At 72.3% G+C, this 21,659-nt stretch carries 26 protein-coding genes; 9 read left to right on the top strand and 17 right to left on the bottom strand.

Annotation, left to right across the window (positions count from 1 at the left end; genetic code table 11):
* Positions 1-51: 51 nt before the first annotated feature.
* Positions 52-654: an SGNH/GDSL hydrolase family protein gene (locus AB0I67_RS00790; protein ID WP_357915439.1), complete on the bottom strand. Its 603-nt coding sequence runs from the start codon at positions 652-654 to the stop codon at positions 52-54.
* A 135-nt stretch (positions 655-789) separates the two neighbouring features.
* On the opposite strand from AB0I67_RS00790, the gene AB0I67_RS00785 reads away from it, so the two are divergent.
* Positions 790-1,524 carry an alanyl-tRNA editing protein gene (locus AB0I67_RS00785; RefSeq protein WP_357915436.1) on the top strand — a complete coding sequence of 245 codons (735 nt, stop codon included), beginning with the start codon at positions 790-792 and terminating at the stop codon, positions 1,522-1,524.
* Positions 1,525-1,554: 30 nt separating this feature from the next.
* Positions 1,555-3,147: a DUF2207 domain-containing protein gene (locus AB0I67_RS00780; RefSeq protein ID WP_357915433.1), complete on the top strand. Its 1,593-nt coding sequence runs from the start codon at positions 1,555-1,557 to the stop codon at positions 3,145-3,147.
* A gap of 3 nt (positions 3,148-3,150) precedes the next feature.
* On the opposite strand, the gene AB0I67_RS00775 is transcribed toward AB0I67_RS00780, so the two are convergent.
* Positions 3,151-3,771 carry a response regulator transcription factor gene (locus AB0I67_RS00775; RefSeq protein WP_357915430.1) on the bottom strand — a complete coding sequence of 207 codons (621 nt, stop codon included), beginning with the start codon at positions 3,769-3,771 and terminating at the stop codon, positions 3,151-3,153.
* Positions 3,768-4,805 (bottom strand): sensor histidine kinase, encoded by a 1,038-nt coding sequence (locus AB0I67_RS00770; RefSeq protein WP_357915427.1) that lies wholly within the window; start codon positions 4,803-4,805, stop codon positions 3,768-3,770. The genes AB0I67_RS00775 and AB0I67_RS00770 overlap by 4 nt, the downstream gene beginning before the upstream one ends.
* 174 nt (positions 4,806-4,979) lie before the next feature.
* On the opposite strand from AB0I67_RS00770, the gene AB0I67_RS00765 reads away from it, so the two are divergent.
* Positions 4,980-5,489 (top strand): heme-binding protein, encoded by a 510-nt coding sequence (locus AB0I67_RS00765; protein ID WP_357915424.1) that lies wholly within the window; start codon positions 4,980-4,982, stop codon positions 5,487-5,489.
* Between the two features lie 15 nt (positions 5,490-5,504).
* Positions 5,505-6,251: an ankyrin repeat domain-containing protein gene (locus AB0I67_RS00760; protein ID WP_357915421.1), complete on the top strand. Its 747-nt coding sequence runs from the start codon at positions 5,505-5,507 to the stop codon at positions 6,249-6,251.
* A gap of 9 nt (positions 6,252-6,260) precedes the next feature.
* Here AB0I67_RS00760 and AB0I67_RS00755 read toward each other — a convergent pair whose 3' ends face one another.
* Entirely contained in the window at positions 6,261-7,172 is a 912-nt protein-coding gene (locus AB0I67_RS00755; protein ID WP_357915418.1) for an asparaginase, read from the bottom strand.
* 50 nt (positions 7,173-7,222) lie between these two features.
* Here AB0I67_RS00755 and dtd point away from each other — a divergent pair, with 50 nt between their 5' ends.
* The 3 genes from dtd (at position 7,223) to AB0I67_RS00740 (ending at position 8,981) form a co-directional block, all read left to right on the top strand.
* Positions 7,223-7,648: a D-aminoacyl-tRNA deacylase gene (gene dtd, locus AB0I67_RS00750; protein WP_357915415.1), complete on the top strand. Its 426-nt coding sequence runs from the start codon at positions 7,223-7,225 to the stop codon at positions 7,646-7,648.
* Between the two features lie 10 nt (positions 7,649-7,658).
* Positions 7,659-8,492 carry a hypothetical protein gene (locus AB0I67_RS00745; protein ID WP_357915413.1) on the top strand — a complete coding sequence of 278 codons (834 nt, stop codon included), beginning with the start codon at positions 7,659-7,661 and terminating at the stop codon, positions 8,490-8,492.
* 90 nt (positions 8,493-8,582) lie between these two features.
* Positions 8,583-8,981, top strand: coding sequence for a hypothetical protein (locus tag AB0I67_RS00740; protein ID WP_357915410.1), 399 nt, complete (start codon positions 8,583-8,585; stop codon positions 8,979-8,981).
* A 1-nt stretch (position 8,982) separates the two neighbouring features.
* Here the strand turns inward: AB0I67_RS00740 and AB0I67_RS00735 are convergent, their stop codons facing one another.
* From AB0I67_RS00735 to AB0I67_RS00710, 6 genes are read right to left on the bottom strand one after another with little or no spacing between them, the layout of a single operon-like run.
* Positions 8,983-9,768 carry an ATP-binding cassette domain-containing protein gene (locus tag AB0I67_RS00735; protein WP_357915407.1) on the bottom strand — a complete coding sequence of 262 codons (786 nt, stop codon included), beginning with the start codon at positions 9,766-9,768 and terminating at the stop codon, positions 8,983-8,985.
* Positions 9,765-10,703: an ABC transporter ATP-binding protein gene (locus tag AB0I67_RS00730; protein WP_357915404.1), complete on the bottom strand. Its 939-nt coding sequence runs from the start codon at positions 10,701-10,703 to the stop codon at positions 9,765-9,767. Before AB0I67_RS00730 ends, AB0I67_RS00735 begins: the two co-directional genes overlap by 4 nt.
* On the bottom strand, positions 10,700-11,443 hold the full coding sequence (locus AB0I67_RS00725; protein WP_357915401.1) for an ABC transporter permease: 744 nt from the start codon (positions 11,441-11,443) through the stop codon (positions 10,700-10,702). The genes AB0I67_RS00730 and AB0I67_RS00725 overlap by 4 nt, the downstream gene beginning before the upstream one ends.
* A 47-nt stretch (positions 11,444-11,490) precedes the next feature.
* The gene (locus AB0I67_RS00720; protein ID WP_357915398.1) at positions 11,491-12,420 is read right to left on the bottom strand and encodes an ABC transporter permease; all 930 of its coding nucleotides are present in this window, start codon (positions 12,418-12,420) and stop codon (positions 11,491-11,493) included.
* The gene (locus AB0I67_RS00715) at positions 12,417-14,039 is read right to left on the bottom strand and encodes an ABC transporter substrate-binding protein (protein WP_357915395.1); all 1,623 of its coding nucleotides are present in this window, start codon (positions 14,037-14,039) and stop codon (positions 12,417-12,419) included. Before AB0I67_RS00715 ends, AB0I67_RS00720 begins: the two co-directional genes overlap by 4 nt.
* Entirely contained in the window at positions 14,036-15,190 is a 1,155-nt protein-coding gene (locus AB0I67_RS00710) for an amidohydrolase (RefSeq protein WP_357915392.1), read from the bottom strand. The genes AB0I67_RS00715 and AB0I67_RS00710 overlap by 4 nt, the downstream gene beginning before the upstream one ends.
* A gap of 45 nt (positions 15,191-15,235) precedes the next feature.
* On the opposite strand from AB0I67_RS00710, the gene AB0I67_RS00705 reads away from it, so the two are divergent.
* Positions 15,236-15,904: a FadR/GntR family transcriptional regulator gene (locus tag AB0I67_RS00705; RefSeq protein ID WP_357915389.1), complete on the top strand. Its 669-nt coding sequence runs from the start codon at positions 15,236-15,238 to the stop codon at positions 15,902-15,904.
* Positions 15,905-16,334: 430 nt separating this feature from the next.
* Here the strand turns inward: AB0I67_RS00705 and AB0I67_RS00700 are convergent, their stop codons facing one another.
* The 5 genes from AB0I67_RS00700 to AB0I67_RS00680 form a co-directional block, all read right to left on the bottom strand.
* On the bottom strand, positions 16,335-17,273 hold the full coding sequence (locus AB0I67_RS00700) for a glycine cleavage T C-terminal barrel domain-containing protein (RefSeq protein ID WP_357915386.1): 939 nt from the start codon (positions 17,271-17,273) through the stop codon (positions 16,335-16,337).
* Positions 17,274-17,282: 9 nt separating this feature from the next.
* On the bottom strand, positions 17,283-17,696 hold the full coding sequence (locus AB0I67_RS00695; RefSeq protein WP_357915383.1) for a Fur family transcriptional regulator: 414 nt from the start codon (positions 17,694-17,696) through the stop codon (positions 17,283-17,285).
* A 299-nt stretch (positions 17,697-17,995) separates the two neighbouring features.
* Positions 17,996-18,379 (bottom strand): RidA family protein, encoded by a 384-nt coding sequence (locus tag AB0I67_RS00690; RefSeq protein ID WP_357915380.1) that lies wholly within the window; start codon positions 18,377-18,379, stop codon positions 17,996-17,998.
* 60 nt (positions 18,380-18,439) lie between these two features.
* A complete protein-coding gene (locus tag AB0I67_RS00685) occupies positions 18,440-18,733 on the bottom strand; it encodes a DUF2470 domain-containing protein (protein ID WP_357915377.1) in 294 nt (97 codons plus the stop codon).
* The gene (locus AB0I67_RS00680) at positions 18,730-19,221 is read right to left on the bottom strand and encodes an FABP family protein (protein WP_357915374.1); all 492 of its coding nucleotides are present in this window, start codon (positions 19,219-19,221) and stop codon (positions 18,730-18,732) included. The genes AB0I67_RS00685 and AB0I67_RS00680 overlap by 4 nt, the downstream gene beginning before the upstream one ends.
* A 40-nt stretch (positions 19,222-19,261) precedes the next feature.
* Here AB0I67_RS00680 and AB0I67_RS00675 point away from each other — a divergent pair, with 40 nt between their 5' ends.
* Complete coding sequence (locus AB0I67_RS00675) at positions 19,262-19,624, top strand: DsrE family protein (protein WP_357915371.1); 363 nt, start codon at positions 19,262-19,264, stop codon at positions 19,622-19,624.
* A gap of 43 nt (positions 19,625-19,667) precedes the next feature.
* On the opposite strand, the gene AB0I67_RS00670 is transcribed toward AB0I67_RS00675, so the two are convergent.
* On the bottom strand, positions 19,668-20,384 hold the full coding sequence (locus AB0I67_RS00670; RefSeq protein WP_357915368.1) for a glutamine amidotransferase: 717 nt from the start codon (positions 20,382-20,384) through the stop codon (positions 19,668-19,670).
* On the bottom strand, positions 20,374-21,603 hold the full coding sequence (locus tag AB0I67_RS00665; RefSeq protein WP_357915365.1) for a MurT ligase domain-containing protein: 1,230 nt from the start codon (positions 21,601-21,603) through the stop codon (positions 20,374-20,376). The genes AB0I67_RS00670 and AB0I67_RS00665 overlap by 11 nt, the downstream gene beginning before the upstream one ends.
* Positions 21,604-21,659 lie beyond the last annotated feature (56 nt).

Genomic DNA, 21,659 nt, shown 5'->3' with positions numbered 1-21,659 from the left:
GCCAACAGTGCGATCGGGCGGTAGCGCCGACGTAGCGCGGGTGTAGCGCGGTCAGGCCGGGGCGGTGAAGCCCGCCTTGGCGAGGGAGTCCACGAGCCAGGCGGCGATGCGGGCGTGGCCGCCGCGCGTGGGATGGACGCCGTCGGGAAGCATCACCGCCGCCGGATCGCCGGTGATCCAGCGCTGCGCCATCGCGTCGAGGAAGGTCACGCCTTCCCGCCCGGCGACCTCGGCCAGCGCGTCACGCACCCGGCTGGCCCCGGGCGGAGGGGTGTCGAGCCAGATCGGCCCGATCACGACGATCCTGGTCCGCGGCCACTGGGCCCGGGCCAGCCAGAGCAGGCTGGAGGCCGCCCGCCGGACGTGCTGGGTGCTCCACCGGCGGTCGTTGTGGCCGCCGGAGATGATCAGCACGTCGGGCGCCGGACGCCAGGCCAGCTCGGCCTCGAACGATTCGCGGAAGTTGCGCCCCACGCGGCCACGGCTGACGAAGCCCGTGCCGCCCGCTCCGGCGATGACCGGCTGCCACCGCAGCGTGCGCGCGGCCGCCGCGGCATAGCTCTGCCAGGCCGGCACCGGGCCGGAGCCCACGGTGAAGCTGTCGCCCACCGCCATCATGACCGGGGCGCGCGACTCCCCGGCCGGAGCTCGCATGGGCGCCGATTCCTCCGCAACCCCCGCGCATCCCGAAATAGCGCAACAAATCATCAGGACTGCCGCGGCCGGTGTCCTCAACGGACGACGCAACAGGCCGCGCATGACCACCTCGAGGGCTCTAGGCTGCCGGACATGAGCTTCGATCTCCACGGGCGTACGCAGCGGCTCGAACTCGCCGACCAGAAGGTGCGTTCCTTCGAGGCGGTCGTCCTAGAGTCGTCACCCGAGGGGATCGTCTTGAGCAGGTCGGCATTCTATCCGGGAGGCGGCGGCCAGCCACCGGATCACGGAGTTCTGCTCTGGCTCGGCGTGGAGACCCGCATCGTCGGCGTGCGCAAGGGCGACGACCTCCACCTGCTGCCCGCCGAGGGCGACCCGCTGCCGCCGGTCGGCACCACGGTCACCGGGGCGGTCGCCGACGAGCGGCGCAGCGCGCTGATGCGCACCCACTCCGGGCTGCATGTGCTGTGCGGGGTGGTCTTCCGCGACTACGGCGCGCTGGTCACCGGCGGCAACATGGACGTGCTGACCGCGCGCATGGACTTCAACCTCCCGGAGATCCCGCCCGGCTTCAAGGAGGCGGTCGAGGAGGCGTGCAACGCCGAGATCGTCGCCGACCGGCGCATCGACATCAAGGTTCTGCCGCGCGAGGAGGCCTTCGGCATCCCGGACATCATCCGCACCGCCACCAACCTCGTGCCCGAGGACGTGGAGCTGGTGCGGATCGTGGACATCGTCGGCCTCGACACCCAGGCCGACGGCGGCACGCACGTCGGCTCCACCCGGCAGATCGGCCGGATCAAGGTCGCCAAGATCGAGAGCAAGGGCCGGGGCTTCCGCCGGTTGCGCATCGCCATCACCGCCTGATCTCGGGAGGAACCGATACGATCTGCCCCCATGACGGGAATCAGGCTCACGCTGGCCGTCCTGGGGGCCACGGTCCTGGCGCTGATCTCCTCGCCCGCCTCGGCGGACGGCGCCATCACCGACGAGGTCACGCTGGAGCTGCGCAAGGACGGCACGCTGCACGTGACGGAGAAGCTCACCGGGAGCGGCGAGCTGAAGCGCACGCTGCTCACCAGGACCCGCCTCGACGACGACCACGACCGGCTCTACCAGGTCAGTGCGGTGAAGGGCGGCAAGCTCGACGGCGACGTGCTGACCGTGACCGCCCCGGCGACGCTGGAGTACGACGTGAAGGGCGCGGTCGCCCCGGCGGGTGACATCGAGGAGCTGCGCTGGTTCGCGGTCAGCGGGTGGAACGTCCCGGTGGAGAAGGCGACCGTCAAGGTGACCGGGCCCGGGCAGCTCCAGAACCTGTCGTGCTTCGCCGGCGCGCTCACCTCGGCCATCGGCTGCACCGCGGCCTCCATGGACCATACCGGCGTCCAGGCCGACTTCGAGCAGCAGGGGCTGGCCGCCGGCGAGGCGCTGACCGTCGTGGTCGGCTACCCGAAGGGCGCCACCGGCGCGACGCCGCTGCTGGAGCGGCGCTTCTCGCTGGCCGGCGCGTTCGCGCTGAACGGGGTGACCGCGAGCGCGCTCACCGGACTGCTCATCGTGCTGCTCGGCGGCGTCGGGCTGCTCTACTGGACGCGCGGGCGCGACGCCCGGGTCCGGGGCGCGGGCGCGAGCGTCCAGCCGGTCCAGGACGGGCACTTCTCCCCGCCCGACGGCGTACGGCCCGGCCAGATCGGCACCCTGGTCGACGAGCAGGCCGACGTGGTGGACGTGACGGCCACCATCGTGGACCTGGCCGTGCGCGGCTACCTGCGCATCGACGAGCAGGAGCGCGGCGCCTACGACGCGCCCGACTGGATGCTGGTCAAGCGGCCCAACGCGCCGGTGAACGCGCTCCTGCCCTACGAGCGCGCCCTGTACGACGCGATCTTCGACGGCCGCGACGCGGTGCTGCTGTCCGACCTGTCCGGCTCCTTCGCCAAGAACCTCGGCGCGGTGCGGGACGCGCTGTACGCCGACGTGGTCACCCAGGGCTGGTTCGCCCGCCGGCCCGACACCGAACGCACCCGCTGGACCACGGTCGGCGTGATCCTGATCGCCGTGGGCCTGGCCGCGACGGTGGCCCTGGCCTGGTTCACCAGCTACGGGCTGCTCGGCCTGGCCGTCATCGTCGCCGGGGCCGCGCTCGCGGTGGGCGGGCAGTACATGCCGGCCAAGACCGCCAAGGGCTCGGCCGCGCTCGCGCACACGCTGGCCTTCCGCGACTACCTGTTCTCCGGCGAGCTCGGCAACGTGCCGGAGCAGCACCGGGTGGAGCTGTTCTCGCGCTACCTGCCCTACGCGGTCATCTTCGACGGCGTGGAGCACTGGTCGCGGGTGGTGGCCTCGATCACCCAGCGCGGCGACAACCTCTACTGGTACCACGGGCCGGCCGAGTGGGACCTGTCGAAGTTCGCCGGGTCGATGCGGACCTTCACCACCACGACCTCCGGCGCCATCTCGGCCACCCGGCAGTTGCGCTCGTTGTAGCCGCTAGAGCCGGATGAGGCCGCGCTCGACCGCCGCCGTCACCGCGGCGGTCCTGGTGTCCACGCCGAGCTTGCCGTACACGTGGTTGAGGTGGGTCTTGACGGTGGCCTCGGTGATGAACAGCGCCTTGGCGATCTCCTTGTTGCCCGCGCCGCGCGCCAGCAGTTCGAGGATCTCGATCTCGCGGGCGGTCAGCGCCGGGCCGGGGTCGCGCATGCGGCGCATCATCTTGGCGGCGACCTTGGGCGACAGGACGCTCTCGCCGCGGGCCGCGGCCCGGATCGCCTGGAACAGCTCGTCCGGCGGGCAGGCCTTGAGCAGGTAGCCGGTCGCGCCGGCGTCGATGGCGCGGACGATGTCGGCGTCGGTCTCGTACGTCGTCAGCACCAGCACCTTCGGCCCGCCGGGCAACTCGCGGACACGCCTGGTCGCCTCCACGCCGTCGGGGCCGTCGCCGAGCTGCAGGTCCATCAGCACCACGTCGGGCTCGCGCAGCGCGACGCCGCGGACCGCCTCCTCAGCACTGGCCGCCTCGCCGACGATCTCCATGTCGGCCTCGCCCTCCAGCAGGGCCTTGATGCCGGCGCGGACCACCGGGTGGTCGTCGACCAGGAAGAGCTTCATACCGGAATCCTCGCAGCCACGGCCGTGCCCTCGCCGGGCAGGCTCTCCACCACCAGCGTGCCGCCGACCTCGGCCAGCCGGTCCCGCATGGCGCGCAGGCCGTAGCCGCGGCCTTCGGGGACGGGCGCGGCGCTGTCGAAGCCGACGCCGTCGTCGACGATGTCGAGGGTGACCTCGCCGGGCAGGTAGGACAGGGTGACGACCACGCGCGAGGCGCGGGCGTGCTCGCGGGCGTTGGCCAGCGCGCCCTGCGCGACCCGGATCAGCACGGCCTGCACCTGCTCCCCCAGCGCGTACTCCTCGCCCTCGACGTGGACCTCGTCGGTGAGCCGGCGCAGCGCCTCGGGCAGCGACCGGTCGTGCAGGACCGCCGGGCCGAGGTCGCGGACGAAGCGGCGGGCCTCCTCCAGGTTCTCGCCCGCGGCCTGCTCGGCCTGCCGTACGTAGGCCAGGGCGCGGGCGGGGTTGCTCGACCAGACCCGCTGCGCGGCCTGCAACAACATGCGCTGGCTGCTCAGCCCCTGGGCGAGGGTGTCGTGGATCTCCCGCGACAGCCGCTCCCGTTCCTGGATCATGCCCGCCCTCCTCAGCTCCCAGAAGATCACCACGGTCATCGCCGCGACGGCGATCGGCGCGAGGACCTGGCTGGGGTCGAACCGGTCGCTCAGCGCGATCTGCGCCACGATCACCGCGAGCGTCAGCACCGCCGCCGCCACCACCGTCATCCGCAGGCTGAGCAGCCGCAGACACAGGTAGAGCAGCGGGATCGCGCACCACGAGAAGGACGGCGCCAGCTCCACCAGCACCAGCCAGCAGGCCAGCACCACGACCAGCCAGGCCACCAGCCAGCGGTGGCTCAGCCGCTCCCACCACACCACGCCCACGCCGTACACCACCGCCAGCGCCGCCGCGACGCCCAGGCTCAGCACGGTCTTGGCGTCCAGCTCGTGCCGGACCACCAGCCGCGAGGCCGAGGCGGCGAGCAGCAGGTAGAAGCCGGCGTGCATGGCGCGGTTCAACCAGACTCGCTCCACAGATCCCCCTCTCCCCGCGACGCTAGGTCAGGTACGGCAGGCGGGCATCAACCGATCGGTTGAGCTTGACCTCCCCCGATTCTCTCCCACAGCTCGATCTCTCTCCCGATGGCACGAGCGTTTCCCGACGGCAGAGTGGAGACCGTAAGAACCGCACTGACCTGGAGGAACACCATGAACGTTCGCAAGCTCGCCGTCGCCGTCGCCGGTCTCGCCCTCGCCGGCGGCCTGACCGCCACCCAGGCGGTGCCCGCCATGGCCGCCAAGACCGACGGCCCCGCGGTCGTGCAGACGAACACCCTGTCCGCCGACGCCGCGCTGAAGATCGCCGAGGCGGTGCAGAAGGAGGCCGTCAAGCAGAAGCAGCGTGTGACCGTCGCCATCGTGGACCGCTCGGGTGCGACCCGGCTGATCCTGAAGGGTGACGGCGCCGGCCCGCAGACCGAGGAGTCGGCCAAGCGCAAGGCCTTCACCGCCGTCTCCTTCGGCCAGCCCACCAGCAAGCTCAGCTCGAACCAGGCGCTGGCCGCCATCCCCGGCACCCTCCTGCTGGCCGGCGGCGTGCCGGTCGCCTCGGGCGGCGCCCCCATCGCGGGCATCGGCGTCGGCGGCGCGCCCAGCGGCGACATCGACGAGGCCATCGCCAACGCCGGGCTCCAGGCCGTCGCCGGGCAGCTCCGCTGACCGTAAGGTGCGCCCATGAGCAGCCCGATGACACGCCGGACCGTGCTGGTGTCCGGACTCCTCGCCGCGATCCTGGCGGGCGCCTCGGGGTGCGCCCAGGACGGCACGCGGGGTCCGGGCGCCCCGGGCACGGCCCAGGGGTCGCCGAGCGCGACGCCGGGGCCCGTGAAAGGATCAACCGTGCTCAACGAACAACTGCTCCAGGCCGCCGCGGCCGGTGACGCGGCTGCCGTCCGCGAGGCGGTCAACGAAGGCGCCGACCTGGAGGCGCGCAACGGCCAGCGGCGCACCGCGCTGCTGCTGGCGGCCTCCGCCGACCACGTGGAGGTGGCGCAGATCCTGGTCGCCGCCGGGGCCGACCCGGACGCGCTGGACTTCCAGCACGACACCCCGTGGCTGGTGACCGGCGTGACCGGCAGCGTCGCGATGATGCGCGCCCTGCTGCCGGCCAAGCCCGACCTCACCATCCGCAACCGCTACGGCGGCATCTCGCTCATCCCGGCCTGCGAGCGCGGGCACGTGGACTACGTGCGCGAGGTGCTGAAGACCGGCATCAACGTCGACCACGTCAACGACCTGGGCTGGACCGGCCTGCTGGAGGCGGTCATCCTGGGCGACGGCTCCGCGCCCTACCAGGAGATCGTCCGCCTGCTGCTGGCCGCCGGGGCCGATCGCGGCCTGGCCGACAAGGACGGGGTGACCGCGCTGGAGCACGCCGTCCAGCGCGGGCAGAAGGAAGTCGCCGCGATCCTGCGCGGCTGAACCTCCGGGTCAGGCCCGCAGCCGGACCTCGCCGACGGGACGGCCGCCGCCGAACAGCGTGCCGGTGGCCAGCTCGTCCAGCTCGGGCGCGTCCAGCCCGAGCGCCCGCAGGGCGGCCACCGTGACCGGGGTCCGGGCCCGCTGGCCGCCGTCCTCGATCTTGACCGCCCCGGCCCGCCCGTCGCGGTGGGCGAAGGCGTCGAACGCCTCGGCCCCCACCTTGACCAGCAGTCCCGGTACGGCCCGCATGAGCTTGGCCTCGGGCCGGGTGGTCCCGGAGGTCCACTCGGGGAAGCCGGTCATCGCCCCGAAGATGCGCCCCTCCGGCGAGTCCGCCTCGGCCAGCGCGATGGTCCGGAAGGCGCGGGTGACGCCGAGCATCGAGACGAAGAAGAGCGGCGCGCCGCACCCGTCCACCCCGGTCGCGGCGACCCGCTCGCCGGTCAACTCCTCGACGGTCGCCCGGATGGCCCGCTGCAGCGGATGCGTCGGCTCCAGGTAGGTCTCCACCGGCCAGCCGTTGACCACACAGGTGGCGAGCATCGCCGAGTGCTTGCCGGAGCAGTTCATGAAGATCCGCGCCTTCTCGCTGATCGCGCGGTCCTCGGGATAGTCCTCGGGGCAGCGCAACGCGCCCTCGTCCAGGCCGGCCCCGGCCAGGATCTTGCGGGCGCCGTCCACGTGGAAGCTCTCGCCGGAGTGCGAGGCGCACGCCAGCGCCAGCAGCTCGTCCTCCAGGGCGAGCCCGTGGCGGAGCATGGCGAGCGCCTGGATCGGCTTCATCGACGACCGCGGCGAGACCAGGCTGTCCACGGCTCCGTGCACGCGCACCGGGCGGCCGTCGGCCCCCACGGCGAGCATCCTCGCCTGATGCGTGGACTCCACGAACCCGGAACGGACAACCTCTACAACCAACGACATTTCCTGTCCCCTTTCACCGTGAGTCTATGGGTGGGCCAAAATGGGCTCCCATGCGAGCTGTGGTGCAACGGGTGAGTTCGGCCTCGGTGGAAGTGGACGGCGCGATCGTCGGCGCGATCACCGAGCCGGGGCTGATGGTGCTGGTCGGCGTGACGCACGACGACGGCCGCGAGCAGGCCGCGAAGCTGGCGGCCAAGTTGTGGGGGCTCCGCATCCTGCACGGGGAGAAGTCGTGCTCCGACGTCGGGGCGCCGCTCCTGGTGATCAGCCAGTTCACCCTCTACGGCGACACCCGCAAGGGCCGCCGGCCCACCTGGCAGGCCGCCGCCCCCGGCCCGGTCGCCGAGCCGCTCGTCGAGGCGGTGGTCGCCGAACTGCGGGCGCTGGGCGCGCACGTGGAGACCGGGCGCTTCGGGATGGACATGAAGGTGTCGCTGGTCAACGACGGGCCGATCACTCTGGTCATCGACCTCTAGGCTGGCGTCCATGCTGCTCAAGGCGGTCCAGCCGTTCGACTTCGCCCCGGCGTTGCGCTTCATCGCCCGCTTCCCGCCCACGACTGGCGAGCAGGAGGTCACGGACTCCAGCCTGGTCAAGGGCTTCCGCGTCGCCGGGCAGGACGTGCTGGCCCGGGTGTCGGCGGCGCCCGGCGGGCTGCGCTGCGAGCTGGAGGGGGACCGGCTGACGCCGGAGGTGGTCGCCGCCGCGGCCGACCGGGTGCGCTTCCACCTCAGCCTCGACGACGACCTGACCGGCTTCTACGAGCTGGCCGACGGGGTCTTCGCGGACGTGGTCGAGCACCTGCGCGGCTACCACCAGGTCAAGTTCCCCTCCCCGCTGGAGGCCCTGGTCTGGGCGATCCTGGTCCAGCGCACCCGGTCGGCGGGCGCGGCCAAGGCCAAGGCGGCGATCAGCGCGCACGTCGGCAACGCCTACGCCGCCTTCCCCGACCTCGACCAGCTCCTGTCGCTGTCCGCCGGCACCCTCGCCGAGCTGGTCCGGCACAGCGTCAAGGGGCCCCGGCTGCACGAGGTGCTGCGGGCCTGGGCCGAGGCGGACGAGAGCTGGCTGCGCGAGGCGCCCTACGAGGAGGTCAAGCGCTTCCTGCTTGACCTGCCCGGGGTGGGGGCGTGGTCGGCCTCGTTCATCCTGGTGCGCGGGCTCGGGCGGATGGACGAGACGCCGGTCGAGCGGCAGCTCATGGCCGCCGCCGAGCGGGTCTACGGGCGGCCGTTCAGCGAGCGGGACCTGCGCAAGGAGGCGGCCCGTTACGGGCCCTGGCAGGGGTACTGGGCGCACTACCTGCGGCTGGCCGAGTAGGCCGGAGGGGGCGGGGTGGAGCTTGCACCACCCTGGAGTCGGCACGCTGCGCCATCGCTCCGGGCGGGGGCTCCGCCGTACCGTCGGGGTATGCGGAAGATCTTCTGGGCTGTGCCCGCGCTCGTGCTCGCCGGGGCCGCGGGCCTCATCTACTCCAACGGCCGTGACCCCGGCCCCGAGCCCACGGCCGAGAGCGAGCGGACCAGCGCCGTCTACGACTTCACCGGCGAAGAGCTGACGCTGGAGGCCAAGGGCGCGGTGCGCATCTCCGTCGTGCCCGGCCCCGGCGGCAAGGTCTTCGTGGAGCGCGCCCTGCGCTGGACCGGCACGCGCCAGCAGGACGAGTCCTGGCAGGACGACCGGCTGACCGCCGGCTTCACCTGCGCCGAGAACTGCGACGCGGCCTACACCGTGACCGTGCCCGCGGGCACGAAGGTCCGCTACTCGGGCACGGTCACCTGCAAGGACCTCGACTGCGGCGAGGCCTGAGCTAGCCGGGCCGGCGGGCGGGCTTCCAGCCCGGTCGCGGCACCGCGCTCAGCAGGGCCTTGGTGTAGTCCTCCCTGGGCTCGCGCAGCAGGTCGGCGGTGCGGCCCCGCTCCACGACCCGGCCCTGGTGCATGACGACGGCGGTGTCGCTGATCTGGTTGACCACCGCCAGGTCGTGCGAGATGAACACGTAGCTCATCCCGGTGCGTTCGCGCAGGTCGGCCAGCAGGTTGAGGATCTGCGCCTGGATCGAGACGTCCAGCGCGGCGACCGCCTCGTCCAGCACCAGCACCCGCGGCTCGACCGCGATGGCCCGGGCGATGGCCACCCGCTGCCGCTGGCCGCCGGACAACTGCGCGGGCAGCATCGAGACGTGCCGTTCGGCCAGGCCCACCGACTCCAGCAGCTCCAGCGTGCGGGCGCGCAACGCGGCGCCGGTCAGCGGGAAGTGCAGCGCCAGGCTGGTGGCGATCACCTCGCCGACCTTCTGCAGCCGGTCGAGCGAGGAGTAGGGGTCCTGGAAGACGATCTGGATCTCCCTGGCCCGCCGCCGGCGCTCGGCCGAGGAGGGCCGACCGGCCGGCCGGACCCGGCCGCAGACCGCGATCGTGCCGCCGGTCGGCGTCTCCAGCCCCAGCAGCATGCGGGCCACCGTGGTCTTGCCCGACCCCGACTCCCCCACCACCGCGAAGGACTCGCCCTCGGCGACGGAGAAGGAGACCCCGTCCACGGCGACCGCCTGGCCGAAGACCTTGCGCAGCTCGTTGACCTCCACGACCGGGCTCATGCCAGCTCCTCCACGCGCACGCAGGCCACGTCGCCGGCCAATGGCGGCCGTGCTTCCAGGCAGACCGGCTGGGTGTGCGGGCACCGCGGCGCGAAGGCGCAGCCCGCTCCGGCCTCGAAGGCCGCCACGGGGCGGCCGGGGATGACGTGCAGCCGGTCCGGCCGCACGAACAGGTCGGGCCGCGAGCGCAGCAGCCCGACGGTGTAGGGGTGGCGCGGCGTCTCGGTGTAGTGCTCGACGATCCGTCCGGCGTACATCACGGCCAGCCGGTCGCAGGTGGCCGCGGCCAGTTCCAGGTCGTGGGTGATCAGCAGCATGGCCGTGCCGCGCTCGCGCCTGGACTCGTCCAGGATGGCCATGACCTCCGACTGGGTGGTCACGTCGAGCGCGGTCGTCGGCTCGTCCGCCAGGATCAGCTCGGGCTCCACCGCCAGCACCGAGGCGATCATGACGCGTTGCAGCAGCCCGCCGGAGAGCTCGTGCGGGTACTGCCGCAGCCGCCGCTCCCCGTCGCCGATGCCGACCTCTTTGAGCAGCCGTACGGCACGCGCAGCCGCGGCCTTGGCGGTGAGCCCGAGGTGGGCGGTCATGGCCTCGGTGAGGAAGTCGCCGACGCTGCGCACCGGGTTGATGTGCGCCCGCGGGTCCTGGAAGATCATCGCGACCCGCCTGGCCCGCAGCTCGCGCAACGCCCGACCGCGCAGGCCGAGGATCTCCGCGCCGCCGAAGCGGATCGAGCCTTGCAGCCGGGCGCCGGGCGGGGTGAGGCCGATGACCGCGCGGGCGGTCATCGATTTGCCGGAGCCCGACTCCCCCACCAGCCCGACGGCCTCGCCGGGCCCGATGCTCAGGCCGACCTGCTCGACGAGGGTGCGCCACTGGCCGCGCCCGGCCGGGACGGCCAGGTTCAGCTCCGAGATGGTCAGCAACGTCATGACTGCCTCCCCAGCCGGTCGCCCAGCACGTTGACCGAGGCCACGACGAGGGCGATCAGCAGCCCCGCGCCCAGCGCCTCCATCGGGTTGCCGCGCATGGCGCTGTCCAGCCCGCTCTTGACCATGAGCCCCCAGTCCGCCTCGGGCGGCTGCACGCCGAGCCCCAGGAAGGAGATGGCGGCCAGGTCCACCATGGCGAAGCCGAGCCCGGAGACGGACTGGGCGACGATCAGCGGGCGCAGGTTGGGCAGCAGATGCCGGGTGCAGATCGCCCAGCCGGAGCGGCCCTGGACCCAGGCGGCGGCGATGTAGGGCAGGTTGCGTTCGCGCAGGGCGGCGCCCCTGACCACGCGGGCCACGTAGGGGGTGTAGGCGACGGCCAGGCCGGTCACCACGCCGGGGATGCCCGGCCCGAGCACCGCCACGGTGACCAGGGCGAACACGATGCCCGGCACGGCGAAGAGCACTTCGAGCACGCGGGAGACGACGGCGTCCACCTTGCCGCCCCACCAGGCGGCGGTGATCGCCAGGGCGGTGCCGAGCACCGTCGAGACGGCGATGATCAGGACGGGGCCGAGCAGGGTGGTCCGCCCGCCGTACAGGAGCCTGGACAGGACGTCGCGGCCGAGCGCGTCCCCGCCGAGCGGGTGCGCGGCCGTGCTGCCGCCCAGGGCGTTGAACAGGTCGGGCAGGTCAGGGTCGTGCGGGGCCACGACCGGGGCCAGGATCGTCGCGGTCACCAGCGCCAGCAGGAAGGCGGCCGCGACGGTCCCGGCGCGCCCCCCGGTCAGAGCGAAAGGCGCGGATCGAGAGCTTTGCAGCACAGGTCCACCAGGAGATTGACGAGGACGAAGGCGGTCACGAGGACCAGGACCACGCCCTGGACGATCGCGAAGTCGCGCTGGAGGATGGCGCGGACGAACAGGGAGCCCAGGCCGTCCAGCGCGAAGATGTTCTCCACCACCACCGAGGAGGCGATGAGCCCGGCCACGTTGACGCCGGTCACGGTGACCACGGGGATGGCGGCGTTGCGCAGCACGTGCCGGCGGACGATCGTGCTCTCCCGCAGGCCCCGGCTGCGCGCGGTCTCCACGTGCTCGCTGCGCAGCTCGCCGCCGACCGAGGTCCGGGTGATGCGGGCCAGGTAGCCGCCGATGCCGAGGGCGAGGGTGATCGCGGGCAGGGTCAGGTGGTAGATCCGGTCGCCGAACCCGTCGCCGGGTCCGAAGACGGGGAACCAGCCGAGGGTGAGCGCGAAGACGATCACCAGCACGACGCCGACGACGAAGGCCGGTACGGCCAGCACCGCCGAGGAGAGCGCCGACAGCGCGGTGTCCACCCAGCCGCCGCGCAACGCCGCGACCGTCCCGGCCAGCACGCCGCCGAGCACGATCAACGTGATGGCGTACAGCACGAGCAGGCCGGTGGTGGTGGCCCGCGAGCCGATGAGCGAGGCCACCTCGCTCTTGTAGACGATCGAGCGGCCGAGGTCGCCGCCGACCGCGTCGGTCAGCCACAGCCAGTAGCGCACCAGGAAGGGCTCGTCCAGCCGCCATTCCCGTTTCACCGCGGCCACCACTTCGGGGCTGGGCGTGCGCGGCCCGAGCAGCACGCCGAGCGGGCCGCCGGGCACCAGGTAGAGCAGCCCGTAGACGGAGAAGGAGGCGACCAGCAGGACCGTCACCAGTCCTGCCAGCCGCTTGGCGAGGAACCTCACTTGGCGCCCAGCTCGACGGCCCACGGGGCGTAGAGGAAGGCGAAGGACGGGACGGCGCCGGTGATGCGGTCGTTCATGTAGAGCACGACCGACAGGTTGGTCATCGGCGTCCAGGCCACGCCCCGGGTGACCTTCTCCTGGATACCGGTGATGAGCCCGGCCCGGGCCTGGTCGTCGTACTCGGCGCGGGCCTTGGCCAGGTCGGCGGAGACGCCCTGGAAGCCGTTGAAGTTGGTGCGGGCTCCGTCGGTGAAGACCGAGTACACGTCCAGCGGGTCGGGCAGGTTGCCGTACCAGGTGGAGAAGAAGGCGTCGATGCCCTCGCGGGCCTTGGGGTCGGCGCCGTACAGGTTGCCGTACTGGTCGACCGGGACCACCTTGAGCTCGATCTTGAGGCCGAGCGCCTCGCCGGAGGCCTTGATCAGGTTGGCGGTCTGCTCGTGCACCGAGGAGCTGCCCTGGACGGCGATGGTGATCGGCTCGGTGGGCGAGCCGGCCTCGGTCAGGAGCTGCTTGGCCCGGGCGAGGTCCTGCTTCTCGGCGGGGAGCGCCTCGTAGGCCTGCTTGAAGGCGTCTTCAGCGTAGGTCCAGTACGCGGGGCCGACCATGGCGCGCTGCGGCTGGGAGGTGTTCTGGAGCACGACCTTGGCGATGGCCGCCCGGTCGAGGGCCAGCGAGAGCGCCTCACGCACCCGCGGGTCGGCGTAGGGGCCCTCCTTGGCCGCGCCGAGCAGCGCCCAGAAGACCAGCGACTGGCCCAGCGTCACCGAGCCGGTGGGCGAGTCGATGAGCTGGCCGACGGCGGCCGGCGGCAGGTAGAAGTACTGGCCGTCCACCTCCCCGGCGCGCAGCGCGTTGACCGCGGTGGTCTCGTCGGCGATGAAGCTGAAGCGCAGCTTGGCCGACTTGGCCTTGGCGCCCCAGTAGTCCTCGTTGCGGACGAGCGTCATCGACTCGCCGCTCTTCCAGCTCTCCAGCTTGAACGGCCCGGTGCACATGACGCCCTTGGCCGCGGTGCCGACGTCCTTGCCGGCCGCGTCGAGGAAGGCCTTCTCCATGACCACGCCGGCCGGGGTGGCCATCGCCTGGTTGAAGAGCACGTCGGGCTGCTTGAGCTTGACGGTGACCTGCAGCGGACCGGTCGCCTTGATCGACTCGACGTGCGTGTAGTACGCGCCCCACAGGGTGCCGTTCTCCGGCACCAGGTTGCGGTTGAGGCTGGCCGCCACGTCCTCGGCGGTGACCTCCTTGCCGTTCCAGAACTTCACGCCGGCGCGCAGCGTGTAGACCCAGGTGGTCGGGTCGGGGTTGTCGGCCTTCTCGGCCAGGCCGGGCTCCGACTTCATCTCCGGCGTCATCCGGAGCAGGCTCTCGCACTGGTTGGCCAGCGCGGTGTTCTCGGCGTAGTTGGAGGCGCGGACCGCGTCGAGGGTGGCCGGCTCGTAGGGCAGGTTCCACTTGATCTCGTCCAGGCCCTTGCTCGCGGCCGGAGTCGTGTACTTCAGGTCCAGAGCGGCCGGTTGCTGCGCCTGCTGCTGGGCTTGCTGCTGCTGGGGCACGCCGGCGCAGGCGGTCAGCGCCAGGGCCAGGCCCGCGAGCGGGAGGGTTCGGCGGATCATCGGGGGGTCCTTTCGAGGAGGTGTCCGTCACGGGCGACCACACGGCCGCCGCGCACGACGTGGCTGGGGACCGGACGGTCCACGACGACCTGCGCGAGCGACTCGCCGGGCACCACGACGAAGTCCGCCGGGTCGCCGGGCCGCAGGCCGGAACGTTCCAGGCCGAGGAGGTCGGCGCCCCCGTGCGCCGCGGTGGCCCAGCAGGCCGCCAGTTCCTCGTCGGTCCGGGCATCGGTGCGGTAGGCCAGCAGGTGGGTGCGGGCGATCATGTCGCCGTCGCCGAACGGGGTCCACGGGTCACGGACGCCGTCCGAGCCGAGCCCGACCAGCACGCCCCGGGCGACCAGCTCGGCCACCGGCAGCACCGGGTCGGCGCCCAGCGCGCAGGTGGTGAGCGAGACACCCGACTCGGCCAGCAGCTCGCCCAGGTCGCCGCGGTGCTCCAGGCAGAAGGCGTGGCTGACGGTGACCGGCAGACCGCTCTCTTTGGTACGGCGAGCGATCTCGGCGACCTGCGCCAGGCCCGGCTCGCCGCGGTCGTGCAGGTGGATGTCCAGCGGCACGCCCTTGGCCTCGGCCAGGCCGAAGAGCAGGTCGAGGTGGCCGTGCAGGTCGCCGTCGACGCCGGCTGGGTCGAGGCCGCCGAGCACGTCGGCGCCCTCGTCGAGCGTCTGCTCCAGCAGGGCCGCGGTGCCGGGGCGGCTGAGCAGGCCGAGCTGGGGGAAGGCCACGATCTGCACGTCCAGCAGGTCTCGCCGGGCGTCGGCGGCCTGCCGTACGCCGTGGACGTTGGCCAGCCCGTAGACCGGGGCGACGTCCACGTGGGCGCGCCAGCCGCGGGCGCCGCGCGTGACGGCGTGGTCCATGAGCGCGCCGGCGCGCTCGGCGACCGGTGCGGTCATGAGCGCCCGGGCGGCCACGTCGCCGTCGATGAGCTCGCGCAGGGTGGTCGCGGGCTCCCGGCTCAGCCAGGGCTGCCCCCAGGTGGTCTTGTCCGGGTGGATGTGCGCGTCGACCGGCGCCGGCAGGGCCAGCCCGCCGCCGCAGTCGACCGTCTCGGCCCCCGGACGTGCCAGAACGGGGTCGGCGATGCGACCATTCTCGACGAGCAGGTCGTGGGGCCGGACGTTTGTGTAGAGCACCTGGGTCACGGCGCTTAGATTTATCAGACATCTGATGTTTGGAGAAGGGGATCGATGCGAAGCGTTGCGAAGCCGTCGATTGTGGACAGCGTGCTCGCAGAGCTGCGCGGCAAGATCCACAGCGGTGACTGGCCGGTGGGCGAGAAGATCCCCACCGAGCACCAGCTCGCCGCCGCGCTCGGCGTGAGCAGGCTCTCCGTGCGGGAGGCGGTGCGGGTGCTGGTCCACTCCGGGCTGCTGTCCACCCGGCAGGGCGACGGCACCTACGTGGTGGCCACCGACGAGTCGGAGGTGGCGCTCACCCGGCGGCTCGAACGCGCCGCGCAACTCGACATCATCGACGTACGGCGGGGCCTGGACCTGGTGGCCGCGCGGCTGGCGGCGGCCAAGCGGACCGAGGCCGACCTGGCCGGGCTGCGAGAGGCCGGGGCCCGGCGGGCGGCGGCCTCACGGGCCGGGGACCTCGACGAGTTCGCCGACGCGGACGTGGATTTTCACCTGCGGGTGGCGCATGCCGCGCACAACCCGGTGCTGGGCGACCTCTACCGCAGCCTCCACCAGTCGATCCGGCAGAGCGTGCGCGACGACCACTGCCTGGAACGGGCGGTGCGGCCTGGCGAGAGCAGCCACGAGGACCTGCTGGCCGCCATCGAACGCGGCGACCAGGCCGCCGCAGTGGCCGCCGCCCTGGGCATCTTGGACCAACAGGAAAGCGACCTCTGACCGCTGGCCGATCTCACGACCAGCCGAGACCCCCGACCCGCAGGAGACCCCCACCCGACCCGCAGGAGACCCCCACCCGGCCTGCAGGAGACCCCCCTGGCCCGCGGGAGGCCCGGCCAGGGGGCGAGCACCCCTCCGCCACCTCGCCCTCCACCTGCAGGAGGGCCGCACTCCCCCCGCAACCCTCCTCCACCTGCAGGAGGGCCGCCCCCACATCCCCCTTCCTCCACCTGCAGGAGGACCGCCCGCCACCCCGTCCACCTTCCTCCACCTGCAGGAGGACGGCGCCGCGGGGGTGGTCGGTGGGGGCCACCGGGTGCGGCGGCGGTGGTCTGGTGCCCCGCGGAAGGGTCAGCGGATGCGGGGCGGTGGTCTGGTGGCCGCCGGAAGGAGTCTCAGCCGCAGCGGTCTCTTGTCCCTCCGAAAGAGGTCAGCGGATGCGGCGGCGCAAGGCCGGGTCGATCTGGACGTTGCGTCCGGCGTCCGGGGGCACGACAACCTCCTGGGCGGCGGCGACACCCCCGGCCAGCAGGGTGGCGTCCACCGGGACGGTGCGCTTGACGACCGCCAAAGCGATGGGCCCGAGCTCGTGGTGCCGCGCCGCCGACCCCACCTCACCGACCTGCTGCCCGTCGAGCTCAACGGGAGCGCCGTGCTTGGGCAGGGTGTCGACGCTGCCGTCGAGGTGCAGGAACACCAGCCGCCGCGGCGGATGCCCCAGGTTGTGCACCCGGGCGACGGTCTCCTGCCCGCGGTAACAGCCCTTGGTCAGGTGGACGGCATCGCCGATCCAGCCGACCTCGTGCGGGATCGTCTTGTGGTCGGTCTCGAACCCGAGCCGCGGCCGATGGTCCTCGATACGGAGCGCCTCGAAAGCCCAGAGCCCGGCCAGCGGCCGGCCCAGGTGCTCGGCGAGCTCGGCACGCGGCACGACGAAGTCCTCGTCGCGGTTGGACAGCACGGCCAGCTCCGGCTCGTGCGACACCTCCACCCGCAACATGAACCGCATCCGGTCGAGGTACCCGACCAGCGCCTCGGAGGTGCCCGGCTCGACGTGCGCCAGCACGGCCTCGCCGTCGTCGACCAGCGTCAGGTGGTGCTCGACCCGGCCCTGCAGGTCGAGGATGAGGGTCTGGGTCCACTCGCCGGGCTTGAGCGTGTCGAGCTTCTGCGAGGTCAGGTCGTTGAGCCATTTCAGCCGGTCGGCCCCGGCGATCCGGACCACTTCACGGTTGCTGCGGTCGACGATCGCCTCACCCTTGAGCAGGGCACGCTGTTCGGCGAACAGGTCGCCGTAGTGTGCCGCGACGTCGGAGTCGGGGGCCTCGGCCGCCACGGCTCCGGGGAGATTGAGCAGAGGGCTGCGCATGCCCCCAGGCTACCGGCAGTCGGAACAGCGGCCGAAGACGGTCAGGTGATGCACGTCGGCGGTGAAGCCGAACTGCTCGTCCAGGCTCTTGACCAGCCCTTCGGCCAGCTCCGGGCTGACCTCGAAGACCTTCTCGCAGGCGCGGCAGACCACGTGCACGTGGTCGGCGTCGGCGGTGAGGTGGTAGGTGGGGGCGCCGTGGCTGAGGTGGGTGTGCGTCACCATGCCGAGCTCCTCCAGGAGCTCCAGCGTGCGGTAGACGGTCGAGATATTCACCCCCCGCGCGGTCTCGCGCACCCGGGTGCAGATCTCCTCCGGGGTGGCGTGCTCAAGCGCCTTGACCGCTTCGAGAACTAGCTGCCGCTGGGGGGTGACGCGGTACCCCCTGGCCCGAAGTTCCTCGTGCCATGACGTCTCGACCATGCCCCGAGAATAATCGCTTGCCGCACCTCGGAGGCTTCGCATAGCTTCTGGAGTACGCGGAAAGGAGGTGGTCCTGACAATGGTGATTCATAGTTGGGCTAGCGAGGTGGCCGTCCGCTAAGGGCGCGAGTCGTCTCGCGCCTCCGACAGGCGAATACGAGACAGCCACCGGGGCCCCGGGTCGCTGGAGGGCGGCACACCAGTGCCGTTCATGGTCCATCCAGCCCGTCTTCGACGGAGCAGACCCGGGGCTCTTTTCATGCCTCGACCCGGTTCACGGCCCGTGCCTCGGCCCCGGTTCACGCCTTCCGGGCGTCGACCTCGATCTCGATCTTCATCTTGGGGTCGGCGAGCCCGCACACCAGCATCGTCGCCGCCGGCCGTACATCCTGGAAAGTACGGCGGAGCGCCGGCCAGCACGGCTCGAAGTCGGCCGGATCGGTCAGCAGGTACCGCACCCTGACCACGTCTCCGAAGCCGCACCCCGCCTCGGCGAGCGCGGCCCCGATGTTGCGCAGGCACTGCTCGGCCTGCTCCACCACGTCGTCGGAGATGGTCATCGTGGTGTAGTCGTAGCCCGTGGTGCCCGACACGTAGACCCGGTCGCCCATGACCACGGCCCGGGCGTAACCGATCTGCTCCTCGAAGGTCGAACCACTCAGGATTGCACGTCGTTCCGTCATGGCCGCGGACGCTAGTGGTCCGGCGGCCTGACGGGCAACACGGTCTCAGTCCCCGGAATCTCAGTGCTCGCCGCGCGGCGTGACCCCGAGCTTGGCGCACGCCTCCTGGTAGAGGCGGACGACGGCCACCCGGACCTGGGGGCGCTCGGTGAGGGTCTCGCCCCACGGCACCCGGACGGGCTCGCCGTCGGCCAGGAAGTGGATCGCCTCGCCGTCCACGTCGACGGTGGTGACCTCCGCGGCCTCGGGCCGGCCGCCGAGGGCGCGGACGATGAGCCGGGCGTCGTCGGTGTGGTCGTCGTTCATGTGCCGCTTGATCTGGGCGACGACGTCGGGGGTGAACGGAGTGCTCATGCCACCTTCTTCAGCTCGGCCGACATGTGGGAGGTCAACGGCTGGCCTTCGGCGGCCATGTCGTAGGCCCACATCAGGTTCCCGTTGACCAGACCGTACAGCCGGTGCCCCGCGGTGTACTCCTTGGCGGAGGTGGTGCGGGCGACCACGTCGGTGGTGAGCTCGATCTTGTGGAAGACGACCTCGCCGACGTAGATCTCGACGATCCCGGTGGGGTGCGCGAGCAGTACCTCGACCTGGCGGTCGGGCTGGGCGCGCCAGTAGCCGGTCTCGGTGGCCAGCGGGCGGACCTTCTCGCCGGCCTCGTCGAGCAGCCAGGTGCGGCTGGTGTAGGTCAGGAACGGTTTGCCGTTGTGGCCGAACTCGATCTCCTGGCCGAAGTTGAAGCTGTCGATCGTGGGATAGCCGCCCACGCCCGCGCCTTCCCACCGGCCGAGCAGGAAGGAGAGGTGCTGCAGGTCGGGATGTACCTCAGGTGCTGCCTCCATGGTCACCAACCCTAACGCGGGGCTGGCGTAGGGTTACCGCATGGCTCGATCACTGGTGATCAAAGTAACGGCGGGCGCCGACGCGCCGGAGCGGTGCAACCAGGCCTTCACCGTGGCCGCGGCCGCGCTGGCCAGCGGGGTGCCGGTCTCGATGTGGCTGACCGGCGAGGCCTCGTGGTTCGCGCTGCCGGGCAAGGCCAAGGAGTTCAGCCTCCCGCACGCCGCGCCGCTGGACGACCTGCTGCAGGCGGTGCTGGTGGGCGGGCGCCTGACGGTCTGCACGCAGTGCGCCGCCCGGCGGGACATCACCGTCGACGACGTGATCGACGGGGTCCGCATCGCGGGTGCGCCCACGTTCGTGGAGGAAGCGGTCGCCGAGGGCGCCCAGGCCCTCGTCTACTGACCGCCCGAGCGCCCACAGCAACTCGTGGGCGCCCGGCGGAAGGCTAGGGAGCGACGGCGGCGAGGCGTTCCCGGCGGAGCGCCTCGTAACGCGAGTCGTCCAGCGGGGCGAGCTGGTCGGCGCCGGTGGCCCAGCGCAGCAGCAGGTCGGCCAGCGCGGGGTTGCGGGCCAGCGCCGGGCCGTGCAGGTAGGTGCCGACGACGTGCCCGGCGTAGCAGCCTTCGTACCCGTCTCCGTTGCCCACGCCGACGACCGTCTTGGCCAGCGGCTTGACGCCGGGACCGAGCCGGGTGACGCCCATGTGGTTCTCGAACCCGGTGAGGGTCGGCAGGTTGAGCGCGCTGTCGACCTCGGCGACCAGCTCGCCCACGCCACGCACGTTGCCGCGCCCGCTGGCGATGTCGAGCAGGCCGAGCCCGTCGACCGGCTGCCCCTCCTCGCCGCCGAAGGTCGAGCCCATGATCTGGTAACCGGCGCAGACGGCGAGCATCGCGGCCCCCCGGTCGAGCGCGCGGTGCAGGCCGCCGTCGCGGCGCAGCCGCTGGGCGGCCAGGATCTGCGGCCGGTCCTCGCCGCCGCCGATCAGGTAGATGTCGCCCGACTCGGGCACCGGGTCGGCCGAGCGGACCCGGATCGACTCGAACGGGATGCCGCGCCGCGCCGAGCGCTGCTCCAGGACGAGCAGGTTGCCCTGGTCGCCGTAGGTGCTGAGCAGGTCGGGGTAGATCCAGACGATGCGCAGGGTGCTGTCAGACGGCACGGTCGAACTCCCGTCGGATCTGCTGGAAGGCGGTGTAGTTGGCGATCACGTCCACCCGGCCGAGCGGCTGGCTCGCCAGCGCGTCGTTGAAGGTGTCGGCCAGCGTGAACGGCACGTCGGCGACGTCGAGCCGCAACGCCAGGTCGAGCCGGCGCTCGCCGGTGACGCAGACCGGCCGCCCGCGCAGGATGCGGTAGTCGACGTCCCACAACCACGAGGTGTCGCGCCCGTCGGGGCCCTGCGCGTTGACCGACAGGATGATCGGCTGCGACGGGTCGGAGACGTCGAACGCCTCCAGCCAGCCCGCCGGGTTCTTGGCCAGCAGCAGCCGCGCCTCGCGCCCGTCGCGGATGACCGTGGTGTAGCGGCCGGCGACCGACTTGACCTCGCGCAGCCTGGGCAGCGCCCGCTCGGGCGGCAGGCCGAAGGCGGCGGCGACGGCCAGCGCCATCACCGCGTTGGAGCGGTTGGCCAGGCCGGGGAGCTGGATGTCGAGCGGCCAGCGCTGCCCGGCCGGGTCGATCGCGATGGTGTCGTCGAGCACCCAGTGCGGCTCGGGCCGGTGGAAGGTGCACTCGCGGCAGGCCCAGGTGTCGCCCTTGCGGTCGAGCGGTCCGCCGCACTCGGGGCAGCACCAGGAGTCCTCCTTCCAGCGCTGCCCGCCGGCCACCCAGGTGACCTTGGCCGCGGTGGAGGCGCCCCAGGTGACCAGGGGATCGTCGCAATTGGCGATGACGTGGGTGGGCTTGCCGGACAGCGCGCGCCGCCACTTCTGCGCCAGCAGCCAGATCTCGGCCGCGCGGTCCATCTGGTCGCGGCTGAGGTTCATCAGGCAGAGCACGCTGGCGCCGGTGGTCTCGAGCACCTCGGGGAGGTACTTCTCGTCCACCTCCAGCACGCCGTACGGGGCGTGCTTGCCCTGGGAGAGCGCCGAGACGTGCCCGGCGGGCATGTTGGCGCCGAAGGCGTTGGTGGCGACCTCGCCCATCTCCAGCAGGGCCGAGGTGATCAGCCGGGTGGTGGTGGTCTTGCCGTTGGTCGCGCTGACGAGGGCGAGCTTCTTGTCCTGGGCCAGCTTGCGGAGGAGGTCTGGTTCGAGCATGAGGCCGACCCGCCCGCCGATGACCGATCCGTCGCCGCGGCCCGTGAGGCGGGACAGGGTGGCGGCGCTGCGGCCCAGCGCGCTGGCGAGTTGAGCCCGCAGGGGAAGCTGCGTCATGTTGACCGAGCATAGTCGCCAGCGGGGCCTGGGAGCGGTCACCGGGCGCAGGCGCG

The sequence above is a fragment of the Nonomuraea sp. NPDC050310 genome, assembly GCF_040655795.1.
In the GTDB taxonomy this organism is placed as follows: Bacteria; Actinomycetota; Actinomycetes; order Streptosporangiales; family Streptosporangiaceae; genus Nonomuraea.
Note: the sequence above shows the minus strand (reverse complement) of the source record. Positions and strands in the feature narration are given on the sequence as shown.